The sequence below is a fragment of the Rhizobium sp. P1_C7 genome (genome assembly GCF_056406295.1).
Genome location: NZ_JBFUAL010000013.1, coordinates 143,173 through 158,246 on the forward strand (window position 1 = coordinate 143,173; position 15,074 = coordinate 158,246).

Consider the following 15,074-nt stretch of genomic DNA (forward strand, 5'->3'; position numbering starts at 1 on the left):
CCCTGAGCCTTCTTGCTCAGTAAATCGAGAATGGAGGAGAATTTTCACCTTGTATAGGCGCATACAAGCACGCCCTTTGCGGGTGCCCGTCAACGATCTGCGGGTTCCCGCAGGACAAGCTTCAAAAGCTGGCGCTAAATGATGACAAGGAACCGGGAGGAGGTCCAAGCATGATCGATCTGGCGCGCAATTCGCTGTTCGAACGCTATCTCGGCATCTCCAGGCTTCTGGCGGGTCAACTCGATTTCAACGCGATCATCAAGGCGGTGGCCGAGGAGGTCAGCCATGTCATTCCGCACGACCATCTCGATGTCTGCATCAAGATGGTCCACGGGAAATATCATATCGCCTATGAAAGCGGTCTCGAAACCGCGTGGAGCAAGCACCCTCCGGCCCTGCTGAGCAGCAGCCCGATCAGGACGCTATTGGCCGGCGAGGTCGATTTCCTGCTGGCCGCGGATGCCTGCAGCGATCCGCGGTTCCATTTTGAGGGTGCCTTCTCCAGCCCGATTATCGCGCTTTCCCTGCATAGCCGTGTCCATGTTCCGCTCAAGGCGCAAGGCGATGTGATCGGGGCGTTGAGCTGCTCGTCGCGGCAGCGCGACCGGTACACGATGGAAGATGTGGAGAAGGCCCGAGCGGTTGCCGATCTTCTGGCTCCCTATTTCTTTGCGCTGAGAGCCGCCGAGCAGGCGAAGCGGTCGGCGGTTATCGAAACGGAGGCGCGTGCCCGCGAGGAAGGATTGCGGCTGGGGGCGCTGAAGCTGACTGAAGCGCTGGAGGGCGAACGCCAGCGGATCGGCATGGACCTGCATGACCAAACCTTGGCCGACCTTACGAGGCTGACCCGCCGCATGGAACGGTTGACTGGTCTTTCCACGGTACAGGGCGATGCGCTGGAACCGTTCTGCCGGGCCTTGCAGCAATGCATGCACGACCTGCGTCAAATCATCGAGGAAGCAAAACCGACGGTCCTCCAGCTTTTTGGGGTCGCCGAAGCGATCGAAAACCATCTCGAACGGTCGGTGCGGGAAAGTGGCCTTCCTGTTCGTTGGCAGGTAATCGACGATGCCGGCGATGATCTCGCCCACCTGGACAGAACGGTGGCAACAGCGCTGTTCCGGATCGTGCAGGAGGCCGTCAACAATGCGATCCGCCACGGACAGCCGGAAAACGTGGTCGTGACACTGCTGTCTGATCACCAGGCATTTTCCATCGAAGTCCGCGATGACGGCGAGGGGCTGGAGTGCGGTCGCGACCTTTCTGGTCACGGCATAGACAACATGAAGACGCGTGCGCGCCTCATCTCTGCAAAGTTTGAAATCGCGAGCAGTGCCGGTGGGCGCGGAACGGCCGTGAAAGTGACGCTGCCGCTGAGGCGGACGCCAAGAGCGGAGGCGGCGGAATGAAGGTTCTGATCGTCGAGGACGATGCACTGCATCGTTCCTACCTCAGCGAGGCGGTGCGGTCGGCGCTTCCCGAATGCGAAGCCGTCATGGAGACGGAAAACGGCAGGCTGGGAGAAATCCAAGCGCGCAACGTGCGCGCCGAATTCGTCGTGATGGACCTGCAGATGAGCGAGCGCAACGGCATCGAGGCCGCCCGCACGATCTGGAGAGAACGGCCGGACACCAAGATCCTGTTCTGGTCGAACTACTCGGACGAGGCATATGTTCGCGGCGTGTCGCGGATCGTTCCCGAGGGAGCGACCTACGGCTACGTGCTGAAATCCACTTCTGACGAGCGCCTGAAGCTTGCGTTGCGCAGCGTCTTTCTGGAATCGCAATGCGTGATCGACCGCGAGGTTCGCGGCATTCAGCAAAAGGGGCTCACCTCCGGCCACGGGCTGACCGATGCCGAATACGAGATCCTGGTGGATGTCGCGCTTGGACTCACAGACAAGACGATCGCAAGCCGGAAAAAGCTGTCGCTGCGCACCGTTCAGAACCGGTTGCAGCAGCTCTATGAAAAGCTCGACGTGTATCAGGAGGTCGGCGACGTCGAGAGCCGCTACAATCTTCGCACGCGCGCCGTGGCCGTGGCGCTTCTGCGCCGTGTCCTGAACGCGAGCGCCGTTGAGCGGGCCGAACGGGATCTTCAGGACGAGCTGAAATGACAGCGACCATCCGAGTTACACGATCGGTAGCTGTGGGTCATGCGGCCCTTATGCCCGCCGCTTCCTGATGGTCGTGCCGACCAATTGTTCCGAACCGTCAAGGCGTCGACAACGTGACATCTCCGTATCCGCAACCCTTGCGGTCCTTGGGTGCCGCAAGACCGAACCGGTGCGGGGTCAATCATGTCCTGCTTTGCAGGACATCTCAGGCAAACTCGGCACTCATGCGCGCCAGATCGTCCCATAGGCTTTCGGCGAAGCCGCGCAAAACGATGATCTCAAACGCGTCTTGACCAACGCGGGTGAGATGGGCGGCAATGTGGCCGATCAACGTGCTTGCCGAGTGTCCGATCGCAAACTCATTCAGCGACAAATCGACGGCGGTTCCCTTGGACAGGACACGTTCAGCCTTCGTGCCCTGGACAAGAATACGAACGCGTCCATGGCTTTGATCTACCCCCGTTGCCCTAGGCTGGAGACCTTCAAGCAAGGCGGCCATTTTCTCATGCGGCGTCGGTTCGTCGCTCACTAGAAGCCATTGGTTAGGTCCCAAGGAGCGAACCGCATTCAGCTTGTCGCCGGCTAGCGTGGACAGAAGCGGCTGCATGTCACCTTCGACCCTACTTGCCAAAACATGAATGACGGTACCCTCGGAAAGGGCCGACAGAGTGACGGATGAGCCGATGATCGCTTGCCTGGCTCCAAGGGCGGAACGGTGAATGGCGCGGAGCTTAGACATGAAGCCTCTCGTTTTCAGGATCGAAGAAAACCGGATTGCATAGACGAGCTGCGGTGAATTCCTTTCGAAGGCCGTTCCAGACGACCACCTCCTCGCCGTGTCGTTCCAGGCCCCGGGTTACGAGAGCCAGGCCGATGGTCGACCCCAGATGCGGAGAAAACGCACTCGATGTTATATAGCCCTGGTCGTTCTCAAGGGTCGCCGCTGCATCCTTACCGAGGATATGCGAGCCTGAACGGAAGCTGTCTCTGGGATCGAGTGGCACGACGCCGACGAGCGCTGGCCGCGCGGACGACATGAGGCCTTCGCGCCCGACCATGGCTCTGCCGATAAAGTCGGGTTTGGACATCGAAACCATCCTGCCAAAGCCAAGGTCAGCCGGGACGACCGTGCCGTTGATTTCGTTGTGGGTGACATGACCTTTCTCGATACGCAGAACACTCAACGCTTCGACGCCGTAGGCTTGAAGTCCGTGTTGCTGCCCAATGTCCATCAATGCGTCAGCAACGCTTTCGGCATAGCCAGCCGGCACCGCTAGCTCGTAAGCGAGTTCGCCGGAGAACGAGATACGGAAGAGTCGTCCGCGGAGTGCTCCTGCAAAGAGCGAGATCTCCCTGGCTGCGAGGAAGGGGAATGCCGCATCGGAAATATCGTCATCGATCGCCTGCTGCAGGATGAGCCGCGCCTTTGGACCGGCAACGGCCATCTGAGCCCATTGATCGGTGACGGAGGCCAGACGAACGTCGAGTTCCGGCCAGAGCGCCTGCGAGCAGAATTCGAGATGGTTCATGACGCCAGCAGCGTAGGCTGTCGTGGTGGTCATGAAGTAACGCTCCTCTTCGAGCCGGCTCGTCGTACCGTCATCGTAGATCATGCCGTCTTCGCGAAGCATCAGCCCGTAACGCGCTTTTCCGACAGGCAGCTTCAGAAACGCGTTGCAATACACCCGATTGAGGAATTCGGCGGCATCCTTGCCGCAGATCTCGATTTTTCCGAGCATCGACACATCGCAAATGCCAGCGTTCGTCCGGACATTGATGACTTCTCGATCAACGCTCTGGCGCCATGTTGTCTCGCCCGCGCGCGGGAACCAGGAGGACCGATACCAGAGTCCTGTCTCGACAAAAATGGCACCGTTCTTGTTGGCCCAGTCATGCAGCGGCGATTTGCGAACGGGCTGGAAATGGTGGCCGCTGTGCATTCCGGTCAGCGCGCCGAACGATACCGGTGTGTAGAAAGGTCGAAAGGTCGTCGTGCCCACCTCGGCGGGTGAGACCCCCCGTGCTTCTGCAAGAAGCCCGATGGCATTGACATTGGAGAGCTTGCCCTGGTCCGTGGCCATGCCGGTTGTCGTGTAGCGCTTTGCAAGCTCAACGTGGTCGTAGCCTTCCTGTACCGCAAGACCCAGATCCTTACGGTGGACGTCGTTCTGAAAGTCGACAAACGCCTTGCTCGTGACGCCAGGTATGCGCCAAACCGGTTTGGCTGCAGGCGAGACAATATCACCCTCGACAGCCCCGAGTTCGGCGGCATGCGCCGAAAAGCCCAGTTCGACAGCAAGTGCTGCGCCGAGGCGCGCACCATCGGCGAGGCAGTTGGCGAGGCCACACGTTGCTGCCGCGGCTCCGGCAATGGCAAGGCCGTGCAGGTTCGCCGGTGCCAGGAACGCGCCGTGTTGCTCGGACCAGGCAGGTTTTCCGCTGCGATGGCATGCGAGATGGATGATGGGATTGAAGCCTCCGGCCATGGCAAGGGCATCGACGCTCAGCTTTTCGATGCGACCGTCCTGCCAGATCTCGATTGCAGACAGTTGCTGACGGCCGCGTGCGTTCGACACCGTCGCTCCCTTGATCAGCCGGGCGCGGCCGGAGTAGGCAACCGATATCTCTGTTCTGCTGTCGATAATTGCAGCAACCTCGGTGCCGGCGGTCTCCAGATCACGGGCAAGCGCGTAGCCGCTGTCGTCGGTGGTAAAGACGGCAGTCGCCTTTCCGGGCGCGACAGCGTAACAATTGAGGTAGGTGCGCATGGCCGTTGCCATCATGACGCCAGGAATGTCGTTGCCGCCAAACACAAGCGGGCGTTCTTCCGCCCCTGTTGCCAGCAACGCACGTTTTGCGACGATACGCCAGAGCCGCTCCAGCGGCACGTTGTCGGCCGGATGCAGGATATGCTTCTGCACTCTCTCGACGGCTCCAAACACGTTGCCGTCGTACCAGCCAAATGCGGTCGTCCTGGTCAGCACCTGGACGTTCGGGAGGGACTGGAGCTCGGAAAGGATGCGATTTGCGAGCTCTGCAGCCGGCCTCCCATCGATCGAAGCGGTCTCCGAGCGAAGTGAACCGCCGACGGAAGAATGCTCGTCGAGGAGGATTACGCGTGCTTTGGAACGCGCGGCCGAAAGTGCTGCTGTCAGACCCGCCGGACCGGCACCGATCACCAGAAGGTCGCAGTGCGCCCAGGTCTTTTCATAGGTGTCCGGGTCAGTCTCGTAACTCGCCTTGCCAAGGCCCGCAGCGCGGCGGATGAAAGGCTCGTATAGCTTCTCCCACAAAGCAGCGGGCCACATGAAGGTCTTGTAGTAGAAGCCGGCGCTGAGGAATGGCGACAGCAGGCTGTTGACCGCGCCAATGTCGAAGGTGAGCGAGGGCCACCGGTTCTGGCTTGTCGCTTCAAGTCCGTCATAGAGCTCCTGCATCGTTGCTCGGGTGTTGGCCTCCCTGCGGCCGCCACGCCCGATAGTCATGAGTGCGTTGGGTTCGGCTGAACCGGCGGTGAGGATGCCGCGTGGCCGGTGATACTTGAAACTCCTCCCGACAAGCTGCCTTCCGTTGGCCAACAGCGCGGATGCCAGACTGTCGCCTTGGAAACCGTGCAAGGCTTTGCCATCGATGGTGAAGGAAAGCGGCGCAATTCTGTCGATCAGGCCGCCTCTGGGCAAACGGTAGGATGTCATGACTGAACGCCCGCCTCTTGTCCGTGCGCCGCATCGCGGCTGGCTTCAATTTCATGGCTGGACGTGTCGCGCGTCACCACCAGCCAGCGCCGGCAGCCGGAGGTATGGTGCCAGTATTCCGCATAGGATCCGCGTGGATTGTCGCGCAGATAGACGTAGTCAATCCAGTTTCCTGGCTCGGCATCCGCGCTCGGGCGCTTCAAGACGGCGCCCTTGATCGTGAACTCTTCTTTCGGTCTTCTTCCGCAGTGCGGGCAGGGGACGAGACTTGCCATCTTCTCTTTTTCCTTGGTCGTGCCTTCAGTGAAGATTGGGCTGCGCGCCCATACCTTTTTCGTCGAGCAGATAGCCGCGTTCGAAGCGATCGAGCCGGAATGCCCTGGCGGTTTCGTGTGGCGCGCCGCGCGCCAAAAGATGTGCGAAGCAATAGCCTGACGCAGGCGTCGCTTTGAACCCGCCGTAACACCAGCCCGCGTTGAGATAGAGATTATCAATCGGTGTCCTGTCGATGATGGGGGAGCCATCCATGGACATGTCCATGATGCCACCCCAGGATCGCAATACCCTCACGCGTGAAAGGCCTGGTATCATCGCCTTGCCCGCTTCGGCGACATGCTCCACGGTCGCGAGATTTCCACGCTGGGCGTAGGAATTGTATCCGTCGATGTCGCCACCGAACACCAGACCGCCCTTGTCTGACTGCGACACGTAAAAGTGGCCAGCACCGAATGTCACAACACCGTCAATGAATGGCTTCAGCCCTTCGGAGACAAAGGCCTGAAGCACGTGGCTTTCCAGCGGGAGTTTCATGTCGGCCATCTCCGCGACACGGGACGAGTTGCCGGCTGCAGCCAGTGCCAGCTTCCCGCAGCCGATAAATCCTTTCGTCGTGTCGACCCCGACCACCCGGCCATTCTCACGCCGGATCCCCGTAACCTCACAGCCCTGAATGATATCGACGCCGCGCATATCTGCCCCGCGCGCATAACCCCAGGCGACTGCGTCATGGCGCACGGTGCCACCACGGCGCTGCAGAAGGCCTCCCTGTATGGGAAAGCGCGCGTTTTCATAGTCGAGGAATGGGAGCATCTTGCGCACGGCAGCGCGATCGAGCAGATCGGCATCGACACCATGCAGGCGCATGGCGTTGCCGCGACGCGTATAGGCGTCACGCTGCGCGTCAGAATGGAAGAGGTTGAGAACCCCGCGCTGCGAGACCATGGCATTGAAGTTGAAGTCCTGCTCCAGTCCCTCCCACAGCTTCATCGAGAGTTCATAGAATGGATTGTTGCCGGCAAGCAGGTAGTTGGAGCGAATGATGGTGGTGTTCCGGCCGACATTGCCCGAGCCGATATAGCTCTTTTCGAGGACGGCTACGTTGGTAACGCCGAATTCCTTCGCGAGATAGTAGGCGGTCGCCAGACCGTGTCCGCCGCCACCGACTATAATGACGTCATAGTGGGGTTTCGGCTGTGGCTGGCGCCAAACAGGCTGCCAACCCTTGTTGGCGCGCAGGCCATTGAGGAATACCGATAGAGCTGAGTAGCGCATGGCTGCTGCGTCCTTGAAAAATGCAGACAACACCTATCATGAGCGTCGCTCTCGTCATTGCGCAAATGAGCCATTTTCAGATAACAGTGAGACATGACCATCTCGGACACCAGAACCCTCCAGCGCATCGGCTTCATCCTGGTCAGGAACTTTGCGCTGATGAGCTACGCATCGGCAATCGAACCGTTGCGCGCTGCAAATCTGCTCGCCGGTCGGCCATTGTACGAGATCTTGCCACTGTCGCCTGGCGCGTCGTCGGTTGCGAGTTCCTCGGGTGTCGAGGTTGCCTGCGACGATTTCGCTGCGCACGGGGACGGCTGCCACACGGTGTTTGTCTGTGCAGGCGGCGGACCGGCCGACTGGACAGGTACCTCGGCCCTTCATCCGGGGCTTCGAAGGCTCGCGCGGCAGGGCGTCAGGATTGGAGGGATCTCCAGCGGGTCATATGTCCTGGCGGAGGCGGGTCTCCTGAACAATCACGACTTCACCATCCACTGGGAACATGCTCCCGTCCTGAAGGAGGCGTTTTCGCATCTCGCTCCGCGCCAGGCGCGCTTCGTGATCGACGGAGGCCGCATAACCTGCGGTGGTGGCGTGGCCCCACTGGATATGATGCACGCCATGATCGCGGAGCGGATGGGGGGTGACTTTGCCAGGAGGGTAAGCGACTGGTATCTGCACACAGCCGTTGCCGAGCCCTCGGCTCCTCAGCGTGGCTCGGCTGCGGAACGTTTCGGCACGAACCACGCCGCGCTGCTCAGCATTCTCGAGGCGATGGAAACCACAATCGAGAAGCCGCTCGACCGGTCCTCGTTGGCGAGACTTGCCGGTATCAGTTCCAGGCATCTCGACCGGCTGTTCAGGGAGCATCGGCAGTCGACATTTTCGGACACATATCGCGATATTCGATTGAGCCATGCCCGTCGCCTGCTGGAGCAGAGCCCGCTATCGATATCCGAAATCGCCTATGCCACGGGCTTCTCGAGTGCGGCCCATTTTTCCAACTGTTTCAAGAAGGTCTTCGGTCAGACGCCCAAAAGCGTCAGGCAATAACACTTTCCTTTGAATTGCGAAATATTTACTGAGAAGATAGAGCGCTGCTTTTACAGGAGATAAAATGCCACCGCAGAAAAACAAGGCCGCCGAGAAAGCCGCCATGAAAACTGCTTTCGAACAGAACCCCCATGCTGTTCGCGAGCCTCGGCAGAACAATCTCGAGATGGCGATCGGTCATGAAGTACGCGAATGCCGTCGCAAGCTTGGCATCACCATTACAGATCTCGCGGCGGCGACCGGCATGTCGATGGGCATGCTTTCCAAGATCGAGAACGGTAACATTTCTCCTTCATTGACAACGCTGCAGGCCGTATCAAAAGCGCTGGGCGTGCCGATAACGGCCTTCTTCAGGGGCTACGAAGAGCCACGGACCGCGACCTTTGTAAAATCGGGGCAGGGTGTCAACATCGAGAGGCGGGGGACGCGTGCCGGCCATCAGTACAGTCTGCTTGGACATATCGAAAACAACAGCAGCGGCGTCGCGGTCGAGCCGTACCTCATCACGCTGACGGCTGAATCGGACGTGTTTCCGACATTTCAACACGACGGAATGGAATTTCTCTACATGCTGGAGGGTGAGGTGGTCTATCGGCACGGCGATCAGCTCTACCATATGCAGCCTGGCGACAGCCTGTTTTTTGACGCCGACGCGCCCCATGGTCCCGAGCAATTGGTGAAACTTCCCTCCCGCTACCTTTCCATAATTTCCTACCCCCACAAGCGCACAAATCGCGATTGATGCAGATTGCCTCACAAGAAAAAAATATTCTTGTAGGTTGATTGCTCAAAATTCATCTGGTAGCACTTTGTTCAGTCACGAACGGAGATGCCCTGCCATGTGCGGTATAGTTGGACTATTTCTCAAAGACCGAAGCCTTGAGCCGAAGCTCGGTGAACTGCTTTCAGACATGTTGATCACGATGACCGACCGTGGACCCGACTCCGCGGGCATCGCGATCTATGGCGCTTCGGCTGCCGGCAGGACGAAGATTACCGTGCAGTCGCCTGAGGGCGAACGCGGGTTTGCCACCCTTGAAAGCGAGTTGCGAAAGGCCGGGATCGAGGCAGACGTGACGATCAAGAGCACCCATGCGGTGATCGATACGAATGCCACCGCCGACGACGTGCGCAGCCTCATTGCGCAAAGCTTTCCAAGCTTGCGAATCATGGGTTCGGGCGACAGCGTGGAGATCTACAAGGAGACGGGTCTCCCCAGGGACGTGGTGGCCCGTTTTGGCGTTCGGGCAATGACCGGTACCCATGGCATTGGCCACACACGCATGGCCACGGAATCCGCAGTCACCACCCTCGGTGCGCACCCGTTTTCCACGGGCGCGGATCAGTGCCTGGTTCACAATGGCTCGCTCTCAAATCACAACAATCTTCGCCGCGAACTCGTTGCCGAAGGCATGACGTTCGAAACCCAGAACGATTCCGAAGTCGCTGCAGCCTATCTCACGTCGCAGATGGCAAAGGGCAAGGACCTCGGTGAGGCACTGACGGGCGCTCTTAACGACCTGGACGGCTTCTTCACGTTTGTGGTCGGTACCAAATCGGGCTTCGGCGTCGTTCGCGATCCCATCGCCTGCAAGCCTGCTGTCATGGCCGAAACCGACCAGTATGTCGCCTTCGGTTCGGAATACCGTGCGCTCGTCAATCTTCCCGGCATCGAGAACGCACGCGTCTGGGAGCCGGAGCCGGCTACTGTCTACTTCTGGGATCACGAAAAGGCGGCCTAACCGTGGATATCAGTTCAAAGCAAGAAAGTATCCGAACTATGCCAGTCTTCGATCTGTCGATCACACCGCTGCGTGAGCTGAACAGCGCTCTGCACAGGATTCCGGCGGGAACCAACGACACCAACTTCGAGGTCGTCAATCCGCGCGGGAGCCATTCCGTGGCTGTCGGAATCGATGCACCGGTGACGGTGGATGTCCGTGGCTCCGTTGGCTACTATTGTGCCGGGATGAACGACGGCGGTACGATCACCGTGCACGGCTCTGCGGGCCCGGGGGTTGCCGAAAACATGATGTCGGGCAAGGTCGTCATCGAAGGTGACGCAAGCCAGTACGCCGGCGCCACCGGGCGCGGCGGTCTGCTTGTCATCAAGGGAAATGCGTCGTCGCGCTGCGGCATTTCGATGAAGGGCATCGACATCGTCGTTCATGGCAACATCGGTCACATGTCTGCCTTCATGGGTCAGTCAGGCCACCTCGTCGTCCTCGGCGATGCCGGCGAAGCGCTGGGTGATTCGCTCTATGAAGCAAAGCTCTTCGTACGCGGAACGGTGAAGAGCCTGGGGTCCGACTGCATCGAAAAGGAGATGCGGCCCGAGCATTTCGCCAAGCTTGCCGAATTGCTGGAAAAGGCTGGTGTCACCGGCGTCAAGCCCGAGGAATTCAAGCGTTACGGCTCGGCACGCAAGCTCTACAACTTCAATATCGACAACGCCGACGCCTACTGAGCGGCGAAAGGGTAAGATATGTCATACCACAATCCTCCGACCCCGCCGCGCAAGTCCGCAACCTTTGACGATTATACGCTGGCCGAGATCAGGCGCGCGGCCGCCACCGGTATCTACGATATTCGCGGCGCCGGCACGAAGCGCAAGGTCCCCCATTTCGACGATCTGCTGTTTCTCGGGGCGTCGATTTCACGCTATCCGCTCGAAGGCTACCGGGAGAAATGCGACACCTCCGTGGTGCTCGGCACGCGGTTCGCAAAGAAGCCAATCCATCTGAAGACTCCCATCACGATCGCGGGCATGAGCTTCGGTGCTCTTTCCGGCAATGCCAAGGAAGCGCTCGGGCGAGGCGCAACCATTGCCGGCACGTCAACGACCACCGGCGACGGCGGCATGACGGACGAAGAGCGCGGCCATTCTCAGACACTTGTCTATCAGTATCTTCCATCGCGCTATGGCATGAATCCAAGGGACCTGCGCCGGGCGGACGCGATCGAGATCGTCGTCGGTCAAGGCGCCAAGCCGGGCGGTGGCGGTATGCTGCTCGGTCAGAAGATTTCCGATCGCGTCGCCGAGATGCGGAATCTTCCAAAGGGGATCGATCAGCGATCGGCATGCCGTCATCCCGATTGGACGGGTCCGGACGACCTCGAGATCAAAATTCTCGAGCTGCGCGAAATAACCGACTGGGAAAAGCCGATCTATGTCAAGGTCGGTGGCGCGCGCCCCTACTATGACACCGCGCTCGCCGTCAAGGCAGGGGCTGATGTCGTGGTGCTTGACGGCATGCAGGGTGGTACCGCTGCAACGCAGGATGTCTTTATCGAAAATGTCGGCATGCCAACACTTGCCTGCATACGCCCAGCCGTTCAGGCGCTGCAGGATCTCGGCATGCATCGGAAGGTTCAGCTGATTATCTCAGGCGGCATCCGATCCGGTGCCGACGTCGCCAAGGCACTTGCCCTTGGTGCGGACGCGGTGGCGATCGGCACCGCCGCCCTTGTCGCGCTCGGCGACAATGATCCCCGCTGGGAGGATGAGTATCAGAAGCTCAACTCGACCGCCGGTGCCTATGACGATTGGCATGAAGGCAAGGACCCGGCCGGGATCACCACCCAGGATCCGCAGTTGGCAATGCGTCTTGACCCCGTGGCTGCCGGCCGCCGGCTCGCCAACTATCTGAAGGTCATGACCCTTGAGGCGCAGACGGTGGCGCGTGCCTGCGGCAAAAACCACCTGCACAATCTCGAGCCGGAAGACCTTTGCGCCCTGACCATGGAAGCAGCGGCAATGGCACAGATCCCTCTGGCAGGGACGAACTGGTACCCAGGCAAGGCAGGTTTCTGATCAATCGCCAAACCGGTGGCCTGTGTTTGGGAGAGCACGGACCACCCTCTTTAAAAGTGTCTGGTATTCATAAAAAGGGGAATAAAGTGACACTGGAACTGTCAAAGTTCGCTGCCGAAAAAGGCATTAAATATTTCATGATCAGCTACACGGATCTGTTTGGTGCACAACGCGCCAAACTGGTTCCGGCTGAAGCGATCGCAGGCATGCAGGAAGACGGGGCAGGGTTTGCCGGATTTGCGACATGGCTCGATCTTTCGCCTGCCCATCCCGACCTGTTTGCCATTCCCGATGCCTCTTCTGTCATCCAGCTTCCCTGGAAGAAAGATGTCGCCTGGGTCGCCGCCGACTGTGTCATGGAAGAGAAACCCGTTGGTCAGGCTCCTCGTGTCGTCTTGAAGCGTCTGGTGGCGGAGGCGGAGAAATTGGGTCTTCGCGTCAAGACCGGTGTAGAACCGGAGTTTTTCCTAATCTCGCCGGACGGCTCCAGGATTTCCGACGAGTTCGATACCGCAGAAAAGCCCTGCTACGACCAGCAAGCGGTCATGCGTCGCTACGATGTCATCGCGGAAATATGCGACTATATGCTCGAGCTCGGCTGGAAGCCCTATCAGAACGATCATGAAGACGCCAATGGTCAGTTCGAGATGAACTGGGAGTACGACGACGCACTGCAGACCGCGGACAAGCACTCCTTCTTCAAGTTCATGGTCAAGTCTGTTGCCGAAAAGCACGGACTGCGTGCCACCTTCATGCCCAAGCCTTTCAAGGGTTTAACCGGAAACGGATGCCACTGCCACATCTCCGTCTGGGATAACGAAGGCAGGACAAACGCCTTTGCCGACAAGACAGCACCGTTCGGTCTATCGGCCAAAGGCAAGACCTTCCTCGGGGGCATCATGAAGCACGCTTCGGCGCTGGCGGCTGTTACAAATCCAACGGTCAATTCCTATAAGCGCATCAACGCGCCCCGAACGATCTCGGGAGCGACATGGGCGCCGAATACCGTCACCTGGACCGGGAATAACCGCACTCACATGGTACGCGTGCCCGGACCTGGGCGGTTTGAGCTTCGTCTTCCCGACGGCGCGGTCAATCCCTACCTTCTACAGGCCATCATCATTGCCGCTGGGTTAAGCGGATTGCGTACCAACGCCGATCCGGGCCCGCACTACGATATCGACATGTACAGGGAAGGTCACACGGTAACGGATGCGCCGAAGCTTCCCCTCAATCTGCTAGATGCACTGCGCGCCTATGAGAAGGACACCGAGCTCCAGCAGGCACTTGGAACCGAGTTCTCTGCGGCGTATCTCAAAATGAAGCACGGCGAGTGGAATACCTATTGCTCCCAGTTCACGCCGTGGGAGCACCAGACAACACTCGATATCTGAGGCCGTTAGAAGCAATCGGATTTCGGAGCGCGGCTTATTCGCGCTCCGATGGACGTCTGCGCTTGTAAACTTGGACCGCTGAACTGCGACCTACGCGCGCCCAACAAGGATCTTCACCGTGAAAAATATCGTTTTGACAGTCACCTGCAAATCAACACGAGGGGTCGTTGCAGCAATCTCGGGCTATCTCGCTGGGAAAGATTGCAACATCGTCGACAGTTCGCAGTTTGACGATTTGGACACCGGCAGGTTCTTCATGAGGATCAGCTTCATCTCCGAGGCTGGCGTGTCCGAAGAAGAGATTGTCAGGGACTTCGGGCCCGTCGCTGCTCCCTTCGCCATGGATTTCGAGTTCCATAACAACGAGAAGCGGATGAAGGTCCTCCTCATGGTCTCTCGCTTCGGCCATTGCCTCAACGATTTGCTCTACCGGTGGAAGATCGGCGCCTTGCCGATCGACATCGTCGGCGTGGTCTCCAATCACTTCGATTATCAGAAGGTTGTCGTGAACCATGACATCCCCTTCCACCACATCAAGGTCACCAAGGAAAACAAGCCGCAGGCTGAAGCCCAGCTGCTCGATCTCGTCAGGCAGAGCAGCACGGAGCTGATCGTGCTGGCGCGGTATATGCAGGTTCTCTCCGACAAGCTCTGCAAAGAGATGTCTGGGAAGATCATCAATATCCACCATTCCTTTTTGCCAAGCTTCAAGGGTGCGAACCCCTACAAGCAAGCCTATGAGCGCGGGGTCAAGCTGATCGGCGCGACCGCGCACTATGTGACGGCAGACCTCGACGAGGGGCCGATCATCGAGCAGGACACAGCGCGGATTACGCATGCACAAAGCGGAGATGATTACGTTTCGATCGGCCGGGATGTTGAAAGCCAAGTGCTTGCGCGGGCAATCCATGCTCATATCCATCATCGCACCTTTATCAACGGCAATCGTACGGTTGTGTTTCCGGCGAGCCCAGGCGGCTACGCGTCGGAGCGGATGGGCTGAACGATGGCCCGGATCATCGACGGCAAACAGGTGGCAGCTTCCGTAATCGAAACGGTCAAGGCCGCAGCATCCGCACTGGATAAGCAAAGCGGCGTCAAGACCGGACTTGCCGTCATCATCGTTGGCGACGATCCTGCGAGCCATGCCTATGTGAATTCCAAGAGCAGGATGGCGAAGGAATGCGGCTTCAAGTCGGTCCAGCGGACGTTGCCGGTGGAAACGAAGCAGGAAGAGCTGGCGGCACTGGTCGCGTCCTTCAACGCCGACCCGTCGATCCACGGCATTCTCGTTCAGCTGCCACTGCCGAAGCACTTGAACCCCGAGCCGATCATCCAATCGATCCTGCCCGAGAAGGATGTGGACGGCCTTCATGTGGTCAACGCCGGCAAACTGGCGACGGGCGATCTGGAGACCGGGCTGGTCTCCTGCACGCCGGCGGGCGCAATGG

14 protein-coding genes are annotated in these 15,074 nt (G+C 59.2%); 10 read left to right on the forward strand and 4 right to left on the reverse strand.

Features of this window, described 5'->3' with window-relative positions:
- The first annotated feature begins 170 nt into the window (after nucleotides 1-170).
- The gene (locus AC1D2R_RS20835) at nucleotides 171-1,409 is read left to right on the forward strand and encodes a GAF domain-containing sensor histidine kinase (RefSeq protein ID WP_477970001.1); all 1,239 of its coding nucleotides are present in this window, start codon (nucleotides 171-173) and stop codon (nucleotides 1,407-1,409) included.
- Nucleotides 1,406-2,116: a response regulator gene (locus tag AC1D2R_RS20840; protein WP_477970003.1), complete on the forward strand. Its 711-nt coding sequence runs from the start codon at nucleotides 1,406-1,408 to the stop codon at nucleotides 2,114-2,116. The genes AC1D2R_RS20835 and AC1D2R_RS20840 overlap by 4 nt, the downstream gene beginning before the upstream one ends.
- A 205-nt stretch (nucleotides 2,117-2,321) precedes the next feature.
- Here the strand turns inward: AC1D2R_RS20840 and soxG are convergent, their stop codons facing one another.
- Genes soxG through AC1D2R_RS20860 form a run of 4 tightly spaced genes read right to left on the reverse strand, consistent with a single transcriptional unit; the run spans nucleotide 2,322 to nucleotide 7,362 of the window.
- Nucleotides 2,322-2,855, reverse strand: coding sequence for a sarcosine oxidase subunit gamma family protein (gene soxG, locus AC1D2R_RS20845; protein ID WP_477970005.1), 534 nt, complete (start codon nucleotides 2,853-2,855; stop codon nucleotides 2,322-2,324).
- Nucleotides 2,848-5,811, reverse strand: coding sequence for a sarcosine oxidase subunit alpha (locus AC1D2R_RS20850; RefSeq protein ID WP_477970007.1), 2,964 nt, complete (start codon nucleotides 5,809-5,811; stop codon nucleotides 2,848-2,850). Before AC1D2R_RS20850 ends, soxG begins: the two co-directional genes overlap by 8 nt.
- Entirely contained in the window at nucleotides 5,808-6,086 is a 279-nt protein-coding gene (locus AC1D2R_RS20855) for a sarcosine oxidase subunit delta (RefSeq protein ID WP_477970009.1), read from the reverse strand. The genes AC1D2R_RS20850 and AC1D2R_RS20855 overlap by 4 nt, the downstream gene beginning before the upstream one ends.
- A gap of 25 nt (nucleotides 6,087-6,111) precedes the next feature.
- The gene (locus tag AC1D2R_RS20860) at nucleotides 6,112-7,362 is read right to left on the reverse strand and encodes a sarcosine oxidase subunit beta family protein (protein WP_477970011.1); all 1,251 of its coding nucleotides are present in this window, start codon (nucleotides 7,360-7,362) and stop codon (nucleotides 6,112-6,114) included.
- A gap of 93 nt (nucleotides 7,363-7,455) precedes the next feature.
- On the opposite strand from AC1D2R_RS20860, the gene AC1D2R_RS20865 reads away from it, so the two are divergent.
- The 8 genes from AC1D2R_RS20865 to AC1D2R_RS20900 all read left to right on the forward strand — a co-directional run.
- Nucleotides 7,456-8,415, forward strand: a complete 960-nt coding sequence (locus tag AC1D2R_RS20865; protein ID WP_477970013.1) for a GlxA family transcriptional regulator — start codon at nucleotides 7,456-7,458, stop codon at nucleotides 8,413-8,415.
- A 64-nt stretch (nucleotides 8,416-8,479) separates the two neighbouring features.
- Nucleotides 8,480-9,157 carry a helix-turn-helix domain-containing protein gene (locus AC1D2R_RS20870; protein ID WP_477970015.1) on the forward strand — a complete coding sequence of 226 codons (678 nt, stop codon included), beginning with the start codon at nucleotides 8,480-8,482 and terminating at the stop codon, nucleotides 9,155-9,157.
- Nucleotides 9,158-9,254: 97 nt separating this feature from the next.
- Nucleotides 9,255-10,157, forward strand: coding sequence for a class II glutamine amidotransferase (locus AC1D2R_RS20875; RefSeq protein WP_477970017.1), 903 nt, complete (start codon nucleotides 9,255-9,257; stop codon nucleotides 10,155-10,157).
- Between the two features lie 38 nt (nucleotides 10,158-10,195).
- Nucleotides 10,196-10,882, forward strand: coding sequence for a GltB/FmdC/FwdC-like GXGXG domain-containing protein (locus AC1D2R_RS20880; RefSeq protein ID WP_477970019.1), 687 nt, complete (start codon nucleotides 10,196-10,198; stop codon nucleotides 10,880-10,882).
- Between the two features lie 18 nt (nucleotides 10,883-10,900).
- Nucleotides 10,901-12,229, forward strand: a complete 1,329-nt coding sequence (locus AC1D2R_RS20885; RefSeq protein ID WP_477970021.1) for an FMN-binding glutamate synthase family protein — start codon at nucleotides 10,901-10,903, stop codon at nucleotides 12,227-12,229.
- A gap of 86 nt (nucleotides 12,230-12,315) precedes the next feature.
- Entirely contained in the window at nucleotides 12,316-13,623 is a 1,308-nt protein-coding gene (glnT, locus tag AC1D2R_RS20890) for a type III glutamate--ammonia ligase (RefSeq protein WP_477970023.1), read from the forward strand.
- A 118-nt stretch (nucleotides 13,624-13,741) separates the two neighbouring features.
- Nucleotides 13,742-14,626, forward strand: coding sequence for a formyltetrahydrofolate deformylase (gene purU / locus AC1D2R_RS20895; RefSeq protein ID WP_477970025.1), 885 nt, complete (start codon nucleotides 13,742-13,744; stop codon nucleotides 14,624-14,626).
- 3 nt (nucleotides 14,627-14,629) lie between these two features.
- A partial coding sequence (locus AC1D2R_RS20900; protein ID WP_477970026.1) for a tetrahydrofolate dehydrogenase/cyclohydrolase catalytic domain-containing protein occupies nucleotides 14,630-15,074 on the forward strand: 445 nt, incomplete at its 3' end.